Source organism: Comamonas sp. Z3 (assembly GCF_008121565.1).
GTDB lineage: Bacteria > Pseudomonadota > Gammaproteobacteria > Burkholderiales > Burkholderiaceae_C > Comamonas > Comamonas brasiliensis.
Map to the genome: position 1 here is coordinate 87590 of NZ_VOQU01000007.1, position 21928 is coordinate 109517.

Annotated in this window: 22 protein-coding genes and 1 tRNA gene; 12 read left to right on the forward strand and 11 right to left on the reverse strand. The window is 63.1% G+C overall.

The genetic code is table 11. The annotated features are described in order from the left end of the window. Positions 1-6: 6 nt before the first annotated feature. The 4 genes from FSY59_RS20090 to FSY59_RS20105 all read left to right on the forward strand — a co-directional run bounded on the left by FSY59_RS20090 (position 7) and on the right by FSY59_RS20105 (position 3851). Positions 7-1833: a cytochrome c biogenesis protein DipZ gene (locus FSY59_RS20090; RefSeq protein ID WP_148729513.1), complete on the forward strand. Its 1827-nt coding sequence runs from the start codon at positions 7-9 to the stop codon at positions 1831-1833. Then, the gene (gene msrA, locus FSY59_RS20095) at positions 1830-2594 is read left to right on the forward strand and encodes a peptide-methionine (S)-S-oxide reductase MsrA (RefSeq protein ID WP_187427946.1); all 765 of its coding nucleotides are present in this window, start codon (positions 1830-1832) and stop codon (positions 2592-2594) included. Before FSY59_RS20090 ends, msrA begins: the two co-directional genes overlap by 4 nt. A gap of 95 nt (positions 2595-2689) precedes the next feature. Then, positions 2690-3184 carry a nuclear transport factor 2 family protein gene (locus FSY59_RS20100; RefSeq protein ID WP_148729515.1) on the forward strand — a complete coding sequence of 165 codons (495 nt, stop codon included), beginning with the start codon at positions 2690-2692 and terminating at the stop codon, positions 3182-3184. Next, positions 3162-3851 (forward strand): glutathione S-transferase family protein, encoded by a 690-nt coding sequence (locus FSY59_RS20105; protein WP_148729516.1) that lies wholly within the window; start codon positions 3162-3164, stop codon positions 3849-3851. The genes FSY59_RS20100 and FSY59_RS20105 overlap by 23 nt, the downstream gene beginning before the upstream one ends. An 82-nt stretch (positions 3852-3933) precedes the next feature. Here FSY59_RS20105 and FSY59_RS20110 read toward each other — a convergent pair whose 3' ends face one another. Next, a complete protein-coding gene (locus FSY59_RS20110) occupies positions 3934-4572 on the reverse strand; it encodes a TetR/AcrR family transcriptional regulator (protein WP_019042872.1) in 639 nt (212 codons plus the stop codon). A 140-nt stretch (positions 4573-4712) separates the two neighbouring features. Here FSY59_RS20110 and FSY59_RS20115 point away from each other — a divergent pair, with 140 nt between their 5' ends. The 7 genes from FSY59_RS20115 to FSY59_RS20145 are packed head-to-tail and all read left to right on the forward strand — an operon-like array spanning position 4713 to position 11319. Then, entirely contained in the window at positions 4713-6050 is a 1338-nt protein-coding gene (locus FSY59_RS20115) for an NAD(P)/FAD-dependent oxidoreductase (RefSeq protein ID WP_003054227.1), read from the forward strand. Next, complete coding sequence (locus FSY59_RS20120) at positions 6047-6799, forward strand: DUF1365 domain-containing protein (protein ID WP_148729517.1); 753 nt, start codon at positions 6047-6049, stop codon at positions 6797-6799. Before FSY59_RS20115 ends, FSY59_RS20120 begins: the two co-directional genes overlap by 4 nt. Continuing rightward, the gene (locus tag FSY59_RS20125) at positions 6796-8070 is read left to right on the forward strand and encodes a cyclopropane-fatty-acyl-phospholipid synthase family protein (protein WP_003054224.1); all 1275 of its coding nucleotides are present in this window, start codon (positions 6796-6798) and stop codon (positions 8068-8070) included. The genes FSY59_RS20120 and FSY59_RS20125 overlap by 4 nt, the downstream gene beginning before the upstream one ends. After that, positions 8067-8657: a hypothetical protein gene (locus FSY59_RS20130; protein ID WP_148729518.1), complete on the forward strand. Its 591-nt coding sequence runs from the start codon at positions 8067-8069 to the stop codon at positions 8655-8657. Before FSY59_RS20125 ends, FSY59_RS20130 begins: the two co-directional genes overlap by 4 nt. An 18-nt stretch (positions 8658-8675) precedes the next feature. Next, positions 8676-9965, forward strand: coding sequence for an MFS transporter (locus FSY59_RS20135; RefSeq protein WP_148729519.1), 1290 nt, complete (start codon positions 8676-8678; stop codon positions 9963-9965). Continuing rightward, positions 9962-10522, forward strand: a complete 561-nt coding sequence (locus FSY59_RS20140) for a DUF3833 domain-containing protein (RefSeq protein ID WP_003054221.1) — start codon at positions 9962-9964, stop codon at positions 10520-10522. The genes FSY59_RS20135 and FSY59_RS20140 overlap by 4 nt, the downstream gene beginning before the upstream one ends. Positions 10523-10527: 5 nt before the next feature. Further along, positions 10528-11319, forward strand: coding sequence for an SDR family oxidoreductase (locus FSY59_RS20145; protein WP_148729520.1), 792 nt, complete (start codon positions 10528-10530; stop codon positions 11317-11319). A 204-nt stretch (positions 11320-11523) separates the two neighbouring features. Here the strand turns inward: FSY59_RS20145 and FSY59_RS20150 are convergent. From FSY59_RS20150 to uvrB, 10 genes are all read right to left on the reverse strand, one after another. Next, positions 11524-11598: transfer RNA gene (locus tag FSY59_RS20150), tRNA-Val, on the reverse strand. A gap of 16 nt (positions 11599-11614) precedes the next feature. Then, positions 11615-12346: a DNA polymerase III subunit epsilon gene (dnaQ, locus tag FSY59_RS20155; RefSeq protein WP_003054219.1), complete on the reverse strand. Its 732-nt coding sequence runs from the start codon at positions 12344-12346 to the stop codon at positions 11615-11617. A gap of 154 nt (positions 12347-12500) precedes the next feature. Next, the gene (gene fdx, locus FSY59_RS20160; protein WP_003054218.1) at positions 12501-12839 is read right to left on the reverse strand and encodes an ISC system 2Fe-2S type ferredoxin; all 339 of its coding nucleotides are present in this window, start codon (positions 12837-12839) and stop codon (positions 12501-12503) included. A gap of 15 nt (positions 12840-12854) precedes the next feature. Beyond that, a complete protein-coding gene (gene hscA, locus FSY59_RS20165) occupies positions 12855-14714 on the reverse strand; it encodes a Fe-S protein assembly chaperone HscA (RefSeq protein WP_148729521.1) in 1860 nt (619 codons plus the stop codon). Between the two features lie 94 nt (positions 14715-14808). After that, the gene (gene hscB / locus FSY59_RS20170; RefSeq protein WP_019042865.1) at positions 14809-15327 is read right to left on the reverse strand and encodes a Fe-S protein assembly co-chaperone HscB; all 519 of its coding nucleotides are present in this window, start codon (positions 15325-15327) and stop codon (positions 14809-14811) included. Between the two features lie 153 nt (positions 15328-15480). Continuing rightward, positions 15481-15804, reverse strand: coding sequence for an iron-sulfur cluster assembly protein IscA (gene iscA, locus FSY59_RS20175; protein WP_003054214.1), 324 nt, complete (start codon positions 15802-15804; stop codon positions 15481-15483). 4 nt (positions 15805-15808) lie between these two features. After that, a complete protein-coding gene (gene iscU / locus FSY59_RS20180) occupies positions 15809-16204 on the reverse strand; it encodes a Fe-S cluster assembly scaffold IscU (RefSeq protein WP_003054213.1) in 396 nt (131 codons plus the stop codon). 34 nt (positions 16205-16238) lie between these two features. After that, on the reverse strand, positions 16239-17459 hold the full coding sequence (locus FSY59_RS20185; protein WP_029158470.1) for an IscS subfamily cysteine desulfurase: 1221 nt from the start codon (positions 17457-17459) through the stop codon (positions 16239-16241). Between the two features lie 176 nt (positions 17460-17635). Beyond that, positions 17636-18172, reverse strand: coding sequence for a Fe-S cluster assembly transcriptional regulator IscR (iscR, locus tag FSY59_RS20190; protein WP_003054211.1), 537 nt, complete (start codon positions 18170-18172; stop codon positions 17636-17638). A gap of 228 nt (positions 18173-18400) precedes the next feature. Beyond that, positions 18401-20467 (reverse strand): excinuclease ABC subunit UvrB, encoded by a 2067-nt coding sequence (gene uvrB / locus FSY59_RS20195; RefSeq protein ID WP_148729522.1) that lies wholly within the window; start codon positions 20465-20467, stop codon positions 18401-18403. 174 nt (positions 20468-20641) lie between these two features. Here uvrB and FSY59_RS20200 point away from each other — a divergent pair, with 174 nt between their 5' ends. Then, positions 20642-21838: an amino acid aminotransferase gene (locus tag FSY59_RS20200; RefSeq protein WP_003054209.1), complete on the forward strand. Its 1197-nt coding sequence runs from the start codon at positions 20642-20644 to the stop codon at positions 21836-21838. Positions 21839-21928: the final 90 nt, after the last annotated feature.

A 21928-nucleotide genomic window follows, 5' to 3' on the forward strand; every position in this document is an offset into this window, starting at 1 on the left:
CAGGCCATGTTGCTGATCGTCCTTGCCTATCTGGGCGGCGTGCTGACCATCGTCAGTCCCTGCATCCTGCCCGTACTGCCCTTCGTGTTCTCTCGCGCGAATCAGCCCTTTGTGCGCAGCGGCCTGCCATTGCTGGCAGGCATGGCACTGACCTTTGCGGTCGTTGCCTCTCTCGCAGCCGTAGGCGGCGGCTGGGTGGTGGCTGCCAATCAATATGGCCGCTGGCTGGCTCTGGCGCTGGTGGCCGTTTTCGGGCTGACCCTGTTGCTGCCGCATCTGTCGCAGCGGCTGACCCGTCCATTGGTAACTGCCGGATCGCGCCTGTCCGAGTCGGTACAGCAAGACGGTACGCCCAAGACGGCCTCCTCCGTGTTGCTGGGAGTCGCGACGGGGCTGCTGTGGGCTCCATGCGCCGGACCCATCCTGGGACTGATACTGACCGGCGCCGCCCTGCAGGGTGCCAACACGACCTCAAGCTTGCTGCTGCTGGCCTATGCCGCCGGGGCAGCGACCTCCATGGCTGCGGCTTTGCTGCTGGGCGGCCGGGTGTTTGCCGCGCTCAAGCGTTCGCTGGGTGCCGGTGAATGGGTGCGACGCGGCCTCGGGGCAGCCATGCTCGCAGGCGTTGCAGCCATCGCACTGGGAATGGACACCGGCGTGCTGGCCCGACTGTCAACGGCATCCACCGGCAGCCTGGAGCAGAAACTGGTCGAGCACCTGAACCAGCCGCAGAGCGACGACCAGTTGGCCATGCGTGGCAACCCGGGCATGAAGATGCAATCCCTTGCACCTGCTGACGGGGTTGCCATGATGGCCGCGGGAGCTGCAATGCGCATGAGCGGGCCGTCCAGCACAGCCCGGGCCCTACCCGATGAGGGCATCGCGCCGCACCTGGACGGTGCAACCCAATGGCTCAACTCCAAGCCACTGGATGGGCAGGACCTGAGAGGCAAGGTGGTGTTGGTGGATTTCTGGACCTACTCCTGCATCAACTGCCTGCGCACTCTCCCCTATGTGAAGGCCTGGGCCGAAAAATACCGAGACCAGGGCCTGGTCGTGATCGGCGTGCACGCACCCGAGTTCGCCTTCGAACGCGACATCGGCAACGTGAGCAAGGCCATGAAAGATCTGGGCATCAGCTATCCGGTGGCCGTGGATAACCAATATGCGATCTGGCGCGCCTTCCGCAACCAATACTGGCCTGCCCATTACTTCATCGATGCCACGGGACGCATACGCCACCACCACTTTGGCGAAGGCGGCTATGCAGAGTCTGAACGGGTGATACAGCAGCTTCTCAAAGAAGCGGGCAGCACCCGTTCGGCCATGGACCTGACGCAGGTGGATGCAGGAGGCGTGCAGCTGGCCGCCAGCATGGATGAGGTCGCCTCGCCCGAAACCTATCTGGGCTACGAGCGCGCCGAGAACTTCGCCTCCACCCCCAAAGCCGTGCACGACATAACGACCACGTATCTGGAGCCGCATGAGACCCGGCTGAACGCCTGGGGCCTGGGCGGTCAATGGATGGTGGGGCCGCAAAGCGCTTCGCTGGCCGGTCCTTCGGGGCGCATCGTCTACCAGTTCAAGGCGCGTGATCTGCACCTGGTGCTGAGCCCCGGCCCCGATGGCAAGCCAGTGCGCTTCAAGGTCAGCGTCGACGGCAAGCCACCCGGCGATGCCCACGGTGTGGACGTGGCAACCGACGGCAGCGGCACCGTCACCGCGCAACGTCTCTATCAGCTGGTGCGCCAGTCCGGTGCCGTTGCCGAGCGGACCTTCAGCATCGAGTTTCTTGACAGCGGCGTTTCTGCCTACGCCTTCACTTTCGGATGAGCCCCATGAAAACCAACCTCACCGCCTCGGCCACCTCGAATCGGCGCGGCCTGCATAGGCGCGGCCTGCTCCAGACCTTGACTGGCGGCATCGTTTTGCTAGGCAGCGGACTGCTGTGGCAATCAACGGCCTTCTCGGCCGACGAGGCAGTCCGCATCCCGCCCCCTGTCATGGACATGCCGGCCACCGGGCCCGCGCCGCAGCGCGCCATCTTTGCCGGCGGCTGCTTCTGGGGAGTGCAGGGCGTATTCCAGCATGTCAAAGGCGTGCAGCGGGCCGTCTCGGGCTATAGCGGAGGCACTGCAGCCACCGCCTCCTATGAGCTGGTCAGCCGCGGCAATACCGGACATGCCGAATCGGTAGAAGTTACCTTCGATCCGTCCCTGGTGAGCTATGGACAGCTGCTGCAGATATTTTTCTCTGTGGTTCATGATCCCACCCAGCTCAACCGGCAGGGCCCGGACACCGGCACGCAATACCGCTCAGCCATTTTCGCGACCAGCCCCGCCCAGCTCAAGACAGCACAGGCCTATGTCGCGCAGCTTGACGCGGCACACCCGTATCCGAATCCCATCGTCACCCGCCTCGAGGACAGGGCAAGCTTCTATCCGGCCGAGCTCTACCACCAGGATTTCATGACCGAAAACCCGCGTCACCCCTATATCGTCTTCAATGATCTGCCCAAGGTGAACAACCTCAAGCGCCTCTTCCCAGACCGCTACCGGAGCGAACCGGTGCTGACCAAGAAAACGCATCCGTAGCAGTCCGACACGGGAAGCCTGACAAGCCTGGTCTGAAGGACAGCCGTGGCGCAGCCGCCACGGAGATGCGCAGCAGTTTGCCTACAATTTGATGCATGCAGCAAAGCCCCTCTACCTCAACCGCTACGGGTGCCGCAGTGGAGCGGCTTGTCCAGCTGTACGAACAACTGGCCCCTGACCATCTACAGCGACTCGACAGCTATTACGCGAGCGATGCGCACTTCAAGGATCCGTTCAATGAAGTGCGCGGCGTGAGCGCAATCGCCGGCATCTTCGCCCATATGTTCGACACGCTGCAAGAGCCGCGCTTTGTCGTCACCGAGCGGCTGGTACAGGACAGTCAGGCCTTTCTGGCCTGGGAATTTCGCTTTCGCTTGCGACGCTGGCGGCCCGGTTCCGAGCAATGCATTCGGGGTGCCAGCCTGCTGCGCTTTGATGCACAAGGTCTTGTCTGCCAGCATCGCGATTACTGGGATGCAGCTGAAGAGCTTTACGAGAAACTGCCATTGCTTGGAATCTTGATGCGCTGGCTGCGCAACGCAGGTTCCGCTTCCAGGAAAACGCCCCATGATCACCGTTCATCACCTTGAAACTTCGCGCTCGCAGCGCATACTCTGGCTGCTTGAGGAGCTCGGTGTTCCTTACGAACTGCGTCGCTACCAGCGCGATCCCGGGACCCGCCTGGCGCCACCGGAGCTCAAGCGCGTGCATCCTCTGGGCAAATCGCCGGTAATTACCGATGCGGACAGTGTTGTCGCCGAATCAGGCGCGATCATCGAGTATCTGGTGGAGCGCTATGGCCATCAGGCGCCTTCGGAGCTTTCCCACCTTGAACCCCTGCGCGGCACCCAAGAACACCGTGAGTGCCGCTTCTGGATGCACTATGCCGAGGGTTCGCTGATGAACTGGCTGGTGATGAAACTGGTTTTCGACACCATCCCGCGCCAGCCCATGCCTTTTTTCGTGCGTCCCATCGCGCGCGCCCTGTGCAAGCGGGTGCAGCAAAGACTCGTTGCGCCCAATGTGCAGACTGCATTGGCCTTTATGGAAGCGCATTTGGCAGAACATCGCTGGTTTGCCGGCGAGCATCTGAGCATGGCCGACTTCCAGATGAGCTTTGCCGTTGAAGCGGCTCTGGTGCGCAGCGAAAACGAGAACGCCTGGCCTCATCTGATCGCCTATCGCCAGCGCATGCACGAGCGTGCTGCATACCAGCGAGCCTTGAGCAAGGGCGGGCCGGTCATCATGCAATCCTGAGACTACGGCAGACTTCCACAAACCGGATCGAACCCTTGTCAGGACAGCGCCAGGTGCTGGTGCATCTGCTGGTACCGGCTTCTCAGCGCGCCACCGCAAGCCCGTCAAACGTGGTGCTCGTCACCCAGTCGATGATCTGCGCATGCGTGTACTGCCCCGATTCCTTGAGCAGGGCCACGACAGGATCGCAAGCCCGTGCGAACAGGGTATACAGCACCAGTTCTGGGGGTAGCGCGGCATGCAGCTGGCCGCTGGTCTGGGCTTCGGTGATCCAGATGCTGAGCCGGTTGCTAAGGGCAATCAGCCGGTCCATATAGGCGTCGTTGGATTGCAAAGAGGCGCTGAGATTCGAGTTCTGCGCCGGCAGCGAAGGCATTTCACCCTCCAGCTGCGTCTGCATGGCCCAGCGCGTCACGGCCTTGAGCTGATCCAGCGGGCGCATGGGAGCACCTGCCTCGACCGCCTGGCTTGCTTCGTCGCGCAGGCCGTCCACGAAGGCCAGGGCACGATCCAGCACCCCGACCATGGCAGCTCCCGCCAGTTCCTCCTTGGAGGTGAACAGCTTGTAGAGGCTGGCCTTGGCCATGCCGGCTTCGGCAGCGACCTCGTCCACCGTCATGGCGTCATAGCCCTTGGTGGCCAGCAGCCGGTTGACGGCCACCACGATGGCCTGCTCACGCACGCGCTGTATCTGCTGTTTGATGGAGGAGCGGCTTGTCATGGGCATATTTTAGACCTGATAGGCCACACCTAATACTAGATAGTGCAAAGTGGAAATGTTTGGTTTATAGTTTGAACTCATCAGTTCACGATTTGACCTTCCTGGTGCAAACGAACTGATAAACCAGGAAAGGCATTCCCATGCATCGCATTGCAGTCATAGGGTCTGGGGTTGCGGGGCTGGCCGCTGCCCGCCGTATGGCAGGCGCGCCTGGCCAGCATCGCGTGACATTGCTGGAAGCGGGCCACCATTTCGGCGGGCATGCCAACACCGTCGATATGACGCTGAATGGCGTGAGCCAGGGTGTAGACACCGGCTTTCTGGTATTCAACCACCGCACCTATCCGCTTCTGACGCAATTGTTCGAAGAGCTGCAAGTACCTACGGCGGCCGCCGAGATGTCGTTTTCGGTACAGGTTCCCCTGGCCGACGGGCGTGCCGGCCTCGAGTGGAGCGGCAGCTCACTGGGAGCAGTCTTCGCGCAGCGCAGCAATCTGCTGCGCCCCCGTTTTCTGAAGATGCTGGCCGAGATCCTGCGCTTCAATCGTCTGGCCACAGGCATCGCCCGGGAAGGCGACGAGGCCGGCCTGCGCAGCTCCATCGAAGCTTTTCTGGATGAGCACGGCTTCGGCACCGCATTCCGGCAGGACTACCTGCTGCCCATGATGGGTTGCATCTGGTCCTGCCCGACGGATCAGATGCTGCGCTTTCCCGTGGCCACGCTGATCCGCTTTTGTCACAACCATGGCCTGATCCAGGTCTCCGACCGGCCCCAGTGGTACACCGTGCGGGGCGGCTCGCGCCAGTACGTGCGGCGCATGGTGGCCGCGCTGCAGCACGATGGCCGCCACGAGGCCCGTCTGAACGCGCCCGTGCTGGGCCTGCACCGCGTGGAACATGGCGTGTTGCTGCAGATGGCGCATGGCACGGAGCACTTCGATGCCGTGGTACTGGCCTGCCACAGCGATCAGGCCCTGCGCCTGCTCGGTCTCGACGCCACGCCGCAGGAGCGCAGCGTGCTGGGTGCCATACGCTACCAACCCAATCAGGCCGTGCTGCACACCGATGCCAGCGTGCTGCCCAGCCGCGAGGCAGCCTGGGCGGCCTGGAACTACGAACGCGCGGCCGATGCGGGGCGCAACCGGACAGGCGTCTGCCTGCACTACCTGATCAACCGCCTGCAGCCTCTGCCGTGGCAGCAGCCCGTGATGGTCTCCTTGAATCCGGTGCGTCCCATCGACGACAGCAAGGTTCACGCGCGCATTGCATACAGCCATCCAGTCTTCGACCTGGCGGCCATCGAGGCCCAGGGCCAGGTCGCGGCTCTGCAAGGCCAGCGCCGGACCTGGTTCTGCGGAGCATGGTGTGGCTACGGCTTTCACGAGGATGGCCTGCGTTCAGGGCTCGATGCGGCCGATGGCCTGCTGGACGTCTTGCCCAGGCTGACCGCCAGCCCTGCCATCAGGGGGGCGGCATGAACGCCCGGCCGCTCATCGGCTTCGGCCATGTCTGGCATCGCCGTCTGCGGCCCGTCGAGCATGCCTTCCGATATTCGGGCTACTTCCTCATGCTGCCGATGCGCAGCCTGCGCATGCACACCGATACCGCGCTGCGGCGCAACCGGCTCGGGTGGATCAGCTTTCACGACAGTGACCACGGCGATGGCGGAGCCGATGCCCTGGACTGGCTCGAGCAACTGCTGCACAGCGAAGGCATTGACGATGCCGACGGCGAAATCTGGCTGCACACCTTCCCGCGCGTGCTGGGTTATGTCTTCAAGCCCGTGAGCTTCTGGTATGCCCACCGCAGCGATGGCTCCCTGGCCGCCGTGCTGGCGGAAGTCAACAACACCTTTGGCGAGCGCCATGCCTATCTGCTGGCCGGCCCTGACCTGGCCTGGGGCCGCGAGCAGGTGGCACGCAAGCAATTCCATGTCTCGCCGTTCTGCGAAGTGCGGGGCGAGTACCGCTTCCGCTTCGAGCGCAGCGAGAAACGCACCCTGGCTCGCGTGGATCTGCATGACGAAAACGGCCCGCTTCTGCAGACCAGCGTGGGTGGCACGCTGCATCCGCTGGACGCGGCCACCGTGCGCCGCGCCTTCTTCGGCACTCCTTTGATGACGCTGGGCGTCATCGCCCGCATCCACTGGCAGGCGCTGCGCCTCTGGGCCAAGCGCCTGCCCTTCCATGGCAAACCCACCGAGCCCGAGCGCTTCGTCACACGATGAACACCACCGCCGCCCCCTTGCTGAGCCCCGCCGCCGCAGCACCGCGCCGCACGCCTGCGCGGGCACGCCGTGTGCTGAACTTGCTCGAATGCCTGCCCCGCGGGCAGCTGGACCTGGAGCAGCCCGACGGTCGCCTGCTGCACCTGCCTCAGATGCGCTCAGCATCCGGCATCGCCGACGCACATTGCGTGCTACGCGACTGGCAGGCGCTGGAGCGCCCCCTGAAATCGGGCGACATCGGCCTGGCCGAGGGCTATATCGCCGGCGAATGGGACAGCCCCGACCTGGCGGCACTGCTGCGGCTGTGCATGTCCAACCGCGACCATGTACAAAGCCTGATCTACGGCAGCTGGTGGGGCCGCTTGGGCTACCGCCTGCGTCACCTGCTGCAGCGCAATACGCGGGCCGGCAGCGCCAGAAACATTCACGCCCACTACGACCTGGGCAATGACTTCTACCAGCTGTGGCTGGACCCCGGCATGAGCTATAGCGCAGCCTGGTTTGAGGGGCGCACGGGCGAATCGCTGCAACAAGCCGACCTGCAGGCAGCCCAGCAGGCCAAGCTCAGGCGCACGCTGGACGAGGTACGGCTGAAGCCCGGCCAGCGCTTGCTGGAGATCGGCTGCGGCTGGGGCGGCCTGGCCGAGGCGGCAGCGCGCGAATTCGGCGCCCGGGTCACGGGCGTGACGCTGTCGCGCGAGCAGCTGAACTGGGGGCAGCAGCGCATGCGGCAGTCCGGTCTGACCGATGCCGTGGAGCTGCGCTACCAGGACTACCGCGACCTGCCTGCCCTGCATGCCCGCCAGCCCTTCGATGCCATCGTATCCATCGAGATGTTCGAGGCCGTGGGCCGCGAATACTGGCGCGGCTACTTCCAGACACTGCGCGACTGTCTCAAGCCCGGAGGCCTGGCCTGCATACAGACCATCACGCTGCGCGAAGACCTGTTCGCTCGCTATCTTCGCTCCACCGACTTCATACAGCAGTACATCTTCCCGGGCGGGCTGCTGCCCAGCGTTTCAGCCTTCGAGCAGGAAGCACGGCGTGCCGGCCTGGTGGTCGAGCATCACCTGGCCTTCGGCGGCGACTATGCGGAAACGCTGCGCCGCTGGCGCCAGTCCTTCGAGCACCAGCTCGACGCCGTTCGCTCCCAGGGCTTTGACGAGCGCTTTGTACGCATCTGGCGCTTCTACCTTGCCTATTGCGAAGCGGCCTTCGACACCGGCAACACCGATGTCGTCCAGTTCACCCTGCGCAGGCCTCTGTCATGACAGCCCCTCAACCCCGCGCGCACCGCCGCCAGGCCTTGGCCTGGGGCGCTGCCTGCGCTCTTGTCCCTTCACTGACCGCCATGTCCAAGCTGACCCACGCCATGACCACGACAGCAGATCTCCCCATTGAACTGCGCAGCACCCTGCCTGCCGGTCGCCTGGTCGGCAAAGGCGTGCTGCGCTTCTTCGGTCTGCGTGTCTACGAGGCACGGCTGTGGGCCGCTCCCGGCTTCCCTCCCGGAGACTACGCCCGACACCCGTTTGCGCTGGAGCTGGTCTATGACCGCAAGCTCGAGGGCATGGCCATTGCCGAACGCTCCATCGCCGAAATGCGCAGGGTGGGCAGCTTCACCGAGGAGCAGGCCCGGCAATGGCTGGAGCTGATGAAACAGGCCTTCCCCGACGTGCAGGCCCAGGACAGGCTGCTGGGCCTGAACGACGGCCAGGGCGAAGTGCGCTTCTTCCACAACGGCCGCCAGACCGCGCAGCTGCGCGATGCAGAGTATGCACGCCTGTTCTTCGGCATCTGGCTGTCGCCGCAGACTTCGGCCCCTGCCATGCGCAGTTCGCTGCTGGGCATTGGCTGAGCGCCAGCGGAGCATCTCATGGCTTCACATACGGCCACCGCCCCCCTCCTGCCTTGGCGCACAGGCCTGGCCTATGGCGCTCTGGCCGCGCCGCTGGCCTTCGCCTCCCTGCCGCTGTATGTGAACCTGCCCTACCACTACGCCAGCGTGGCAGGCGCTCCGCTGGCGGGACTGGGCGCCGTGCTGCTGGCCACACGGGCCTTCGACGCCCTGCTCGACCCGGCCGTCGGCCGCTGGGTCGACCGCCTTCTGCGCCAAGGCGTGGTTTGCACCGCCAGTGCGGCGATCCTGGCCAGTCTGCTGATGGCGCTGGGCTTCGGTGCCCTCTGGCATCCGCCTTTCGATGCGCAGGACACGACGGGCATGCTGGGCTGGCTTGCCTGCAGCCTGCTGGTGTGCACGCTGGCCTATAGCGTGCTCGTCATCCTCCACCAGGCCTGGGGCACGCGCTGGGGCGGTGAGCCCACCTGGCGTGCGCGTGTCACGGCCTGGCGCGAAGGAGCCGGCCTGACGGGCGTGCTGCTGGCCAGCATGCTGCCGGCCTGGCTGGGACTGGATGCGACCACAGGCTTTCTCGCCCTGGGTCTGGTGCTGGGCCTGACCGGCCTGTTGCGGCTCAAGACCCCGGTTCCACCACAGCAACAGCCGCAGTCCGTGACCGGGCCTGCCAACTCCCCATGGGCCAATGCAGGCTTCAGGCGGCTGCTGGCTATCTTCATGGTCAATGGGGTGGCTGCCGCCATTCCCGCCACCCTGTTGCCTTTCTTCGTGGCAGACCGGCTGCAGGCCTCGGAACTGCAGCCGCTGCTGCTGCTTTGCTTCTTCGGCGCTGCAGCCCTGGGCCTGCCGCTATGGGTGAAAGCCGTCGCACGCTGGGGTCTGGCACCCTGCTGGCGGGCCGGCATGCTGGCCAGCGTGCTGGCCTTCGGCTTCACGCCCTGGCTGGGCGAAGGCGACGGCATGGCCTTTGCCGTGATCTGCCTGGCCAGCGGTCTGGCCCTGGGCGCGGATCTGGCCCTGCCAGGTGCGTTGCTCACAGGCGTGATTCACGAGTCCGGCGAAGGCGGCCGCAGCGAAGGCCGCTACCTGGGCTGGTGGACCTGCGCCACCAAGCTCAACCTGGCCCTGGCGGCGGGCCTGGCCCTGCCCCTGCTGTCGGCAGCCGGCTATCGCAGCGGTGCCAGCGAGCCCGCAGGCCTGCAGGCGCTGGCCTGGGCCTATGGCGGCCTGCCCTGCCTGCTCAAGCTCGCAGCAGCGGCCCTGCTCTGGCGCGCCGAGCGTCTGCATTCTTCCTGGAGGCACATATGAGCCACATCATCCGCTCCACCTCGTTTTCGCCGCTGCGGCGTGCCTGCCTGGGCGCGGCATTGGCGCTGAGCCTTGCTGGCTGTGCCGGCCCTTCCGTGCAGGACTATGCCAAGGAGCAGCCGCAACTGGACCTGCGCCAGTACTTCAACGGGCCGCTGACGGCGCACGGCATGTTCACGGACCGCTCGGGCAAGGTGGTCAAGCGCTTCACCGTGCGCATGACAGGGACCTGGAAGGGCGACGAGGGCACGCTGGACGAGCACTTTGTCTACAGCGACGGCAGCACGCAGCAACGCGTCTGGCATATCCGTCATCTGGGCGACGGGCGCTACAGCGGCCGTGCCGACGACGTGGTGGGAGAAGCCCAGGGCCAGAGCGCTGGCAATGCCATCCGCTGGAGCTATGTGCTGGCCCTGCCCGTGAATGGAAGAGTCTGGAATGTCAGCATGGATGACTGGATGTACCTGATCGACGGACGCACCCTGCTCAACCGCACCGCCATGAGCAAGCTGGGCCTGCATCTGGGCGATGTGACGCTTGCCATCGTCAAGGAGTGAAGATCATGTCACTGCTCTGTGCACGGCTGAACCCGCCACTGCGCGACTGGCAGGGTCGCTCGGCCTGGATTCTGGGAGCCTCCTCGGGCATAGGTCGCGCCACGGCCGACGCGCTGCACAGGCAGGGAGCCACAGTGATCGTTTCTGCGCGCCAAGACGACGCGCTGCAGGATTTCGTGCGCAGCCACGACGGCTGTCTGGCCCTGCCGCTGGACGTGACCGATGCCGATGCCCTGTCTACAGCAGCCCGGGCGGTGCAGGTTCATTGCGGCAAGGCTCCGGACCTGATTCTCTATTGCGCAGGCCGCTACAAGCCCCTGCGCGCCACGGAGTTCGACCTGTCCGAGATGCAGCACCACCTGGCCGTGAACTATGGCGGCGCCCTGCATTTGCTCGATGCCGTGCTTCCTATGCTGCTGGCCGCTGGGCAAGGCCATCTGGCACTGGTCGGTTCGGTGGCCGGCTATCGCGGGCTGCCGATGTCCCTGGCCTACGGCCCGACCAAGGCGGCACTCAACAACCTCGCCGAGAACCTCTATCTGGACCTGCACGACCGGGGCCTGGGTGTATCCATCATCAACCCCGGCTTTGTCGATACCCCGCTGACGGCACAGAACCGCTTCAGCATGCCGGCCCTGATAGACGCCGACGAGGCTGCCCGGCATATGCTGCAAGGCTGGGCCCAGGGACGCTTCGAGATGAATTTCCCGCGCCGCTTCACACGCTGGATGCGTCTGCTGCGCTGCCTGCCCGATGCCTGGTATTTCTCGGCCGTGCGCCGCATCACCGGCAACTGACTGCCTGCCACTGCCCAAGCTGCTGAGGCCGAGCAGACGCTCTGCCACCGAGCCATGCTCTTGAGCACATGGCGCCCGCCAGGTCCCAACGGCTTGCGTGCGAGCCCGAACACCGCAGCTCGGCATATATCAACGGGATGAATGCAACCCGCACCCCGAAACAAAAAACCCTCTTGAATCATTGATTCAAGAGGGTTTGATACCTGGTGGGTGATACATGGATCGAACATGTGACCCCTGCCGTGTGAAGGCAGTGCTCTACCGCTGAGCTAATCACCCGATGGACGTTATTGTATCAGGGATTGGCGCTCACATTTTCAAAGTTGCGCCAAGCGGTCTTGCCGCCACTGGATTTATCCATCTGCTTGAGAACATCGTCGTGGGCAGCCTGCTCCTGCTCGTTGGCACGCAGCACCGGCAGCCTGAAGCTGCTCAGGTCCACCGAGGCAACGATCATCGTCCCGGCCGCGGGGGCATCTGCAGGCTCCTCCGACATGAGCAAGGCATCTTGCCCGCGCGTCAGATTGATGTAGACATCCGCCAGCAGCTCCGCATCGAGCAAGGCTCCGTGCAGCGTGCGGTTGGAATTGTCGACACCCAGACGATCGCACAGCGAGTCCAGCGAGTTGCGCTTGCCCGGGTACATCTCCTTGGCCATGACCAGAGTGTCAATGACGCCCCCCACGCACTGCTTGAGCGGCGGACGCTTGGCCAGCTTGAGCTCGTTGTTCAGAAAGCCCAGGTCGAACGGCGCATTGTGGATGATGAGTTCTGCGCCTTGCAGATACTCCCAGATCTCGTCGATCTTTTCCTCGAAGCGCGGCTTGTCCTTGAGGAACTCGGTCGTGATGCCGTGCACGCGCAGGGCATCGGGGTGGCTGTCGCGACCCGCATTGAAGTACAGATGCAGATTGTTGCCGGTGAGCTTTCGGTTCACCAGCTCCACGCAGCCCAGCTCGATCAGGCGATCGCCATCGATGGCCGACAGACCGGTGGTTTCCGTATCCAGAACAATTTGGCGCGACATTCAATTTCTCTCCGTTAACTGTGGCGCTCACATCGCCCTATTTTCAAAAACTGGCGTCGACCACACCAGAGACAGCAAGCAAGCGCCGCCGCGCAGCGAGGCTGTCGTCCCCCTCCCGAAGAGAGAGGGGGAAGCGGCAAAGCCGCTCAGGGGGTCAGTGATTTTCCTTGGCGTGATTGATGGAGTATTTGGGGATCTCCACCGTCACATTCTCGCGCGCCAGAATGGCCTGGCAGGACAGGCGCGACTGAGGCTGCAGGCCCCAGGCCTTGTCAAGCAGATCTTCTTCCTCTTCCTCGGCCTCGTTCAGGGAGTTGAAGCCTTCCTTGACGATGACATGACAGGTCGTGCAGGCGCAGCTCATGTCGCAGGCATGCTCGATATTGATGCCGTTGTCCAGCATGGCTTCGCAGATCGAAGTGCCGACGGGAGCTTCGATTTCTGTTCCGTTGGGGCAGTACTCGGCGTGAGGAAGGATTTTGATGATGGGCATTGTTCTGTTTATGAATTAAATGGTGTTGACACTCTTGCCGGCCAGCGCCTGCTGGATGCTGCGATTCATGCGTTCGGCCGCAAATGACTCGGTTCCCTTGGCCAGGGCCTGCGTCGCGCCTTCCACGACGGCCGGATCATCGCTGGCGACGGCCGCGCGCAGCGCCGTCATCAGGCCGTCGATGCTGTCGCGCTGCTCGGCGCCGAGCACATCGCCATCCGCGTCCAGCGCGCTCTGCGTGGCCAGCAGCATGCGATCGGCATCCACGCGGGCCTCGACCAGGGCGCGGGCCTTCATGTCTTCCTGTGCCGTGGCAAAGCCGTCCTGCAGCATCTGGGCGATCTGGTCGTCGGAGAGGCCGTACGAAGGCTTGACGTTGATATGCGCTTCGACGCCGCTGGTCTGCTCCTTGGCGCTGACGGACAGCAGGCCATCGGCATCGACCGTGAAGGTCACGCGGATGCGCGCCGCACCGGCGGCCATGGGCGGAATGCCGCGCAGCTCGAAACGCGCCAGGCTGCGGCAGTCGGCCACCAGGTCGCGCTCGCCTTGCACCACGTGAATGGCCAGAGCAGTCTGGCCATCCTTGTAGGTCGTGAAGTCCTGTGCGCGGGCCGTGGGAATGGTCTCGTTGCGCGTGATGATGCGCTCGGACAAGCCGCCCATGGTTTCCACGCCCAGCGACAGCGGGATCACGTCCAGCAGCAGCAAATCGCCGGCAGTATTGTTGCCGGCCAGCTGATTGGCCTGAATGGCAGCGCCCAGCGCCACGACTTCGTCGGGATTGAGATTGGTCAGCGGCTCGCTGCCGAAGAAATCGGCCACGGCCTGGCGAATCTGGGGCATGCGGGTGGAGCCGCCAACCATGACCACGCCCTGCACCTCATCGCGGCCCAGGTCTGCATCCTTGAGCGCGCGGCGCACGGCCGCAAGGCTCTTACTGGTTAAGTGAGCAGTCAGCGCAATGAATTCCTCACGCTTGACATCAAATGACACTGAGCCCGAGGAAACATCAGCGGCAAACGCTACAGTTTCAGAATCAGTCAAAGCCTGCTTGCAATGGCGCGCGGCAATACGCCAGGCGGTCTTGTCTGCTGCCGACTCCAGTTGCGTGCCAGTCTTTTCCGCGACCCAGGTTGCCAGCGCGTCATCGTAGTCGTCGCCACCCAGTGCCGAGTCGCCGCCGGTGGCGATCACTTCGAACACGCCATGTGCAAGGCGCAGCACCGAGATATCGAAGGTACCGCCACCCAGATCGTAGACGGCGTAGACCCCCTCTGCTGCGTTATCCAGACCGTAGGCAATGGCTGCCGCCGTGGGTTCGTTGATCAGGCGCAGCAGATTGATGCCGGCCAGCTTGGCCGCATCCTTGGTGGCCTGACGCTGGGCATCGTCAAAGTACGCGGGCACGGTGATGACGGCGCCATAGAGCTCGTCATCAAACGTGTCTTCGGCGCGGAAACGCAGGGTCGCCAGGATTTCGGCGCTGATTTCCACGGGCGTCTTGGCGCCGTCCGCAGTCTCGATGGAGATAACGCCTCCGTCCTCGGCCTTGAAGCGATAAGGCAGCTTCTCGGGCGACTCGATATCGGCCAGGCTGCGCCCCATGAAGCGCTTGGCCGAACTGATGGTGTTGGTGGCATCCTGCGCCTGAGCGGCCTTGGCATCGAAGCCGATCTGGCGGCGGCCCATTTCCATGTAGCGCACCACCGACGGCAGCAGCACACGCCCCTGATCGTCAGGCAGGCATTCAGCCACGCCATTGCGCACGGCGGCGACCAGAGAGTGCGTGGTGCCCAGGTCGATACCCACGGCAATGCGTCGCTGATGGGGATCGGGGGATTGGCCGGGCTCGGAAATCTGCAAAAGCGCCATGAAATTCTTCTTTTGAAACGTCTGAGGCCAGCGTGGCTGGCCCGCTCAAGATGGATACGCCATGCGCCATGGGCACAAAGCGTTGCTCTGGGTCTTATTGTCCCAGTTGATCGCGACGGCGATCCACATCTTGCGCAAATCGCGCAACAAACATGAGGGCTCTCACCTGCTGCACGGCAGCGACCGCATCGCCAGCCTCGTCCAGCAAACGGCCGCATTCGGCAAGCATCTGCTTTTTGGCGGCGAGCATCTCGGCCTCCAGCGCATCGAGCTCCTGCTCGCCGACAGCATCCTCCAGCGCTTCGCGCCACTCCATCTGCTGCATCAGGAATGCCACAGGCATGGCCGTGTTGTCTTCCGCACGCACCGGAGCGCCGGCCAGCTCGCACAGATAGGCCGCGCGCTTGAGCGGGTCCTTGAGGCGCTGATAGGCCTCGTTGATGCGCACCGACCATTGCATGGCCACACGCTGCGCGGCCGCACCCTGCGCCGCAAAACGGTCAGGATGCGCCTCGCGCTGCAGCTCTTTCCAGCGTGCGTCGATCTGGCTGCGCTCCTGTGCAAACTTGCGCGGCAGGCCAAACAATTCAAAGTCGTCAGATTGCAGATTCATGGCATTAAAAAACCGCCTGCAGCAAAGCTGAGGCGGCTTCCTTTACTCAAAACCAGGGAGCTGACCAAGAGGCCAGAGACACCAAGCAAAAGCCGCCTTGCGGCGAAGGTGTCGCCCCCCTCTGGGGGAAGCCGCAAAGCGGCTCAGGGGGAGTCAGATTCTAAAGCTCTCACCACAACCGCAGCGATCACGCTCGTTGGGGTTGTGGAACTTGAAGCCCTCGTTCAGGCCCTCGCGCACGAAATCCAGTTCCGTGCCGTCAATATAGGCCAGGCTCTTGGGGTCGATCAGCACCTTGATTCCATGGTCTTCGAACACCACGTCATCGGGCTGAACCTCGTCCACATACTCCAGCTTGTAAGCCAGACCGGAGCAACCCGTGGTCTTCACGCCGAGGCGCACGCCAATCCCCTTGCCGCGACGTGAAAGATAGCGGTTCACATGACGGGCAGCCGCCTCGGTCATTGAGATGGCCATGGCCTCAGGCTTCCGTTGCAGTGCGCTTTGCGCGGTAGTCGTTCACGGCAGCCTTGATGGCGTCTTCGGCCAGGATGGAGCAGTGAACCTTGACCGGGGGCAACGCCAGCTCTTCGGCGATCTGGCTGTTCTTCAGGGCCGCAGCCTCGTCCAGCGTCTTGCCCTTGACCCATTCGGTCACCAGCGAAGACGAGGCGATGGCAGAGCCGCAGCCATAGGTCTTGAAACGTGCGTCCTCGATCACGCCAGTGGCGGGATTGACCTTGATCTGCAGCTTCATCACGTCGCCACAGGCGGGCGCGCCCACCATACCCGTGCCCACGGAGTCATCGCTCTTGTCGAACGAGCCAACGTTGCGGGGGTTTTCGTAGTGGTCAACAACTTTTTCGGAGTAAGCCATGGTGTCTACCTCTTGAACTCTTTGTAATCTGTGCTTAGTGTGCAGCCCATTGAATAGTGCTGAGGTCGATGCCGTCTTTGTACATCTCCCACAGGGGGCTCAGCTCGCGCAGCTTCAGCACGTTTTCGCGGATCGACTTGATCGCGTAGTCGATCTCCTCTTCCGTTGTGAAGCGACCAAAGGTCATGCGCAAAGAGCTGTGTGCCAACTCGTCGCTGCGGCCCAGGGCACGCAGCACATAGCTGGGCTCCAGGCTGGCGGATGTACAGGCGGAACCCGAGGACACGGCCAAGCCCTTGATACCCATGATCAGCGACTCGCCTTCGACGAAGTTGAAGCTCATGTTCAGGTAATGGGGAACACCGTTGTCCATATCACCGTTCACGAACACCTGCTCCAGATCCTTGAGACCGTCGAGCAGACGCTGGCGCAGTGCACGGGCGTGTGCCATATCCTTGGCCATCTCTTCCTTGGCGATGCGGAAGGCCTCGCCCATGCCCACGATCTGGTGGGTTGCCAGCGTGCCCGAACGCATGCCGCGCTCATGACCGCCGCCGTGCATCTGCGCTTCCAGGCGCACGCGCGGCTTGCGGCGCACATACAGCGCACCGATGCCCTTGGGACCGTAGGTCTTGTGCGAAGCCAGGCTCATCAGGTCGATGGGCATGGTCTGCATGTCCAGATCCATCTTGCCCGAAGCCTGAGCGGCGTCGACGTGGAAGATGATGCCCTTTTCACGGCACAGAGCGCCGATGGTGTTCAGGTCCTGAACCACACCGATCTCGTTGTTCACGGCCATCACGCTGGCGAGGATGGTGTCGGGGCGGATCGCCGCCTTGAACACCTCGATGTCCAGCAGACCGTTTTCCTGCACGTCCAGATAGCTGACTTCAAAGCCCTGGCGCTCCAGTTCACGCATGGTGTCCAGCACAGCCTTGTGCTCGGTCTTCACGGTGATCAGGTGCTTGCCCTTGCCTTGGTAGAAATGCGCTGCACCCTTGATGGCCAGGTTGTCGGACTCAGTCGCACCGCTGGTCCAGACGATTTCGCGCGGGTCGGCACCAATCAGATCGGCGACCTGCTTGCGGGCCTTCTCGACAGCTTCTTCGGCTTCCCAGCCCCAGGCATGGCTGCGCGATGCGGCATTGCCAAAATGTTCACGCAGCCAGGGAATCATGGCGTCCGCCACGCGGGGGTCCACCGGAGTGGTTGCACCGTAGTCGAGATAAATGGGAAAGTGCGGGGTCATGTCCATGACTGGCTCGTCTTGTTTTTGGCTGACAAATCGTGAGGAATCGATGCACCTTGTGGTGCCATCAGGGCGAGAAAACATGCCGCACAGCCATGCATGTATCCAGGCCCTGACTATCGGAGTCGGGCTTCAGAGTGATCCTGTTGTCGCCGCGCGAGCACTGCTCGAGCGGCTGCGGATCAGGATTTCGCGAAGGCGTTACCCAGGGCGAACACCGAGTTCGGTGCGTTCACACGGATGGGCTTGACCACGGGCGCAGTGGAGATGGCGCGGCGCACCACGGGCTTGTCCTCGATCTGGATGCCCTTGGCCAGTTGTTCGTCCACCAGCTTTTGCAGCGTGACGGAGTCCAGGAATTCCACCATGCGCTGGTTCAGTGCGGCCCACAGTTCATGGGTCATGCAGCGGCCGGCTTCGCCCAGACAGTTTTCCTTGCCACCGCACTGGGTCGCATCAATGGGTTCATCCACCGAGACGATGATGTCGGCCACGGTGATGTCTGTTGCCTTGCGGGCCAGCGTGTAGCCGCCGCCGGGGCCACGGGTGGATTCCACCAGTTCGTGGCGACGCAGCTTGCCAAACAGCTGTTCCAGATAGGACAGCGAAATTTGTTGACGCTGGCTGATGGCAGCCAGGGTCACGGGGCCATTGTTCTGGCGCAGTGCCAGGTCGATCATCGCGGTGACCGCAAAGCGGCCTTTGGTCGTAAGACGCATACGAGCTCCTTCAGTCAGGATTGTTCGTTACAGAAACGCACGCCTGGTCACAGTACCTAGACGAGCACAGTCTCCGCCCTTACTCCGTCCTGTGATTAGGTTCAGAGCCCTTCTGTGAGGGAAGTTTGTTGTTGAGTGTTTGACGCGAGTATATCACATTCCCCATCAATTTTGTCGGGTAACAGCGTGCACTCACGTAATAACCCTGAGAGTTGCGAAGGAATATTCCTACGGCGCCGCGCCGAACAATTGCTGCTTGAGAAGCGAGAGCTGGTCTCGCACACGCGCTGCCTGCTCGAATTCCAGGTTCCTGGCGTGCTCGAGCATTTGCTTCTCCAGACGCTTGATCTCCCTGGCGATGTCTTTCTCTGTCATGTCCTCGACACGTGCCTGCTGTAGGGCCTGCTCCTGCAGGCGTTCAGCCTCTTTGCCGCTCTTTTCGCTGTAGACACCATCAATCAGGTCTTTCACCCTCTTGACAATCTGCTTGGGCACGATCCCGTTGGCTTCATTGAAAGCCATCTGTTTTTCGCGGCGTCTTTCGGTTTCGCCGATGGCTTTCTTCATGGACTCGGTGATGCGGTCCGCATAGAGAATCGCCTTGCCGTTGACGTTGCGCGCCGCGCGACCGATGGTCTGGATCAGGCTGCGCTCGGCACGCAGAAAACCTTCCTTGTCGGCATCCAGGATCGCCACCAGCGAGACCTCGGGAATATCCAGGCCTTCGCGCAGCAGGTTGATGCCGACCAGCACATCAAAGGCCCCCAGGCGCAGGTCGCGGATGATTTCCACGCGCTCCACCGTGTCCACATCGGAGTGCAGATAGCGCACCTTCACGCCGTTGTCGGTCAGGTATTCGGTCAGCTGCTCGGCCATGCGCTTGGTCAGCGTGGTGATGAGCACGCGCTCCTCCAGCTCCACGCGCTGGCGGATCTCCTGCAACACGTCATCGACCTGGTGGATGGCCGGCCGCACTTCGATCTCGGGATCGACCAGGCCCGTGGGACGCACCACCTGCTCCACCACCTGCCCGGCATGGGTCTTTTCGTATTCGGCGGGCGTGGCCGAGACGAAAACCACCTGGCGCATGCGCTGCTCGAACTCCTCGAACTTGAGCGGGCGATTGTCCAGCGCCGACGGCAGGCGAAAGCCATATTCCACCAGCGTGGTCTTGCGCGCCCGGTCGCCGTTGTACATGGCGTTGAGCTGGCCGATCATCTGATGGCTCTCATCGAGGAACATGATGGAGTCGCGCGGCAGATAGTCGGTCAGTGTGCTGGGCGGATCGCCGGGCTGGGAGGCCGAGAGATGGCGCGTGTAGTTCTCGATCCCCTTGCAGTGCCCCACTTCGCTGAGCATTTCCAGATCGAAGCGCGTGCGCTGCTCCAGGCGCTGCGCCTCCACCAGCTTGCCCATGCCCACGAGCTGCTTGAGGCGCTCGGCCAGCTCTTCCTTGATGGTCTCCACGGCCGCCAGCACCTTGTCGCGCGGCGTCACATAGTGGCTGCTGGGATAGATGGTGAAGCGCGGAATGCTCTGGCGCACCCGGCCCGTGAGCGGATCGAACAGCTGCAGGCTTTCGACCTCGTCGTCGAACAGCTCGATGCGCACGGCCAGCTCCGAATGCTCGGCCGGAAACACGTCGATGGTGTCGCCGCGCACGCGGAAGGTGCCGCGCGAGAAATCCTGGTCGTTGCGCTGGTACTGCATGCGGATCAACTGCGCGATCGCGTCGCGCTGGTTGAGCGTGTCGCCCGCGCGCAGCGTCATGATCATGCGGTGGTAGCTCTCGGGCTCGCCGATGCCGTAGATGGCCGAGACAGTGGCCACGATCACCACGTCGCGCCGCTCCATGATGCTCTTGGTACAGGACAGGCGCATCTGCTCGATGTGCTCGTTGATGGCGCTGTCCTTTTCGATGAACAGGTCGCGCTGGGGCACATAGGCTTCGGGCTGGTAGTAGTCGTAGTAGCTGACGAAGTACTCGACCGCATTTTTCGGGAAAAACTCCCTGAATTCCGAGTACAGCTGTGCCGCCAGCGTCTTGTTGGGCGCAAACACGATGGCCGGCTTGCCCAGACGCGCGATCACGTTGGCCATGGTGAAGGTCTTGCCCGAGCCCGTCACGCCCAGCAGCGTCTGGAAGGACTCGCCGTCATTGACGCCTTCGACCAGTTTTTCGATGGCCGCGGGCTGATCTCCAGCGGGCGGATAGGGCTGGAACAGCTCGAACGGCGAGTCCGGATATTGCACGAAACGGCCTTGCGGCTCGGCAGTCATATTTTGTTCTTGCATGATCTCATGTCCATGACGCATAGGGTAAGCGCGAGTAGAATGGCAGCCCAACCCTCAAGCCTAACCTAGGCTGATGCGTTTTTTCGAGCACCGGGCAATGCCCTGTCCGTCAAACGCTCTCGGAGCAATAGCTGGGGGTGACCTGACTTATTTCCATCCCTCAAGGATTTTTTCATGTCTCTGTTTACCGCCGTCGAAATGGCCCCCCGCGACCCCATCCTGGGTCTGAACGAGCAATTTGCTGCTGACGCAAACCCCAACAAAGTGAATCTGGGCGTGGGCGTGTACTTCGACGACAACGGCAAGCTGCCCTTGCTGGAGTGCGTGCAGGCCGCCGAGAAGGCCATGATGGAAAAGCCCACCGCCCGTGGCTACCTGCCTATCGACGGTATCGCCGCCTATGACAACGGCGTCAAGGCCCTGGTGTTCGGTGCCGAGTCCGACGTGGTCAAGTCCGGCCGCGTGGCCACCGTGCAAGCCATCGGCGGCACCGGCGGTCTGAAGATCGGCGCCGACTTCCTGAAGAAGCTCAACCCCAACGCCAAGGTCCTGATCTCCAACCCCAGCTGGGAGAACCACAAGGCCATCTTCACCAACGCAGGTTTTGAAGTCGGCTCCTACGCTTACTACGATGCAGCGACCCGCTCCATCGACTTCGCCGGCATGCTGGCCGACCTGAACGCCGCCGCCGCCGGCACCGTGGTCGTGCTGCACGCCTGCTGCCACAACCCCACCGGCTACGACATCACTGCCGCTCAGTGGGATGAAGTGATTGCCGTCGTCAAGGCCAAGGGCCTGATCCCCTTCCTGGACATGGCCTACCAGGGCTTTGGCCACGGCATCGCCGAAGACGGCGCCGTGATCGGCAAGTTTGTGGCCGCCGGCCTGGACATCTTTGTCTCGACTTCCTTCTCCAAGAGCTTCAGCCTGTACGGCGAGCGCGTGGGCGCCCTGTCCGTGGTGGCCTCCGACAAGGACGAGGCCGCTCGCGTGCTGTCGCAGCTGAAGATCGTCATCCGCACCAACTACTCCAACCCTCCCACCCATGGCGGCGCCGTCGTGGCTGCGGTGCTGAACAACCCCGAGCTGCACGCTCTGTGGGAAAAGGAACTGGGCGAGATGCGCGTGCGCATCAAGGCCATGCGCCAGAAGCTGGTTGACGGTCTGAAGGCTGCCGGCGTGCAGCAAGACATGTCCTTCATCACCACCCAGATCGGCATGTTCTCGTACTCCGGCCTGTCCAAGGACCAGATGGTGCGCCTGCGCTCCGAATTCGGCGTCTACGGCACCGATACCGGCCGCATGTGCGTGGCTGCGCTGAACAGCAAGAACATCGACTATGTCTGCAAGGCCATCGCCGCCGTGATCTAAGCGCGCGATGCAGGGCCTGGTCCCTGAAAGCAAAAGAGCAACGGACTTTTAGTCCCTTGCTCTTTTTTTATGGCCGCTTCGGTGCCAGCT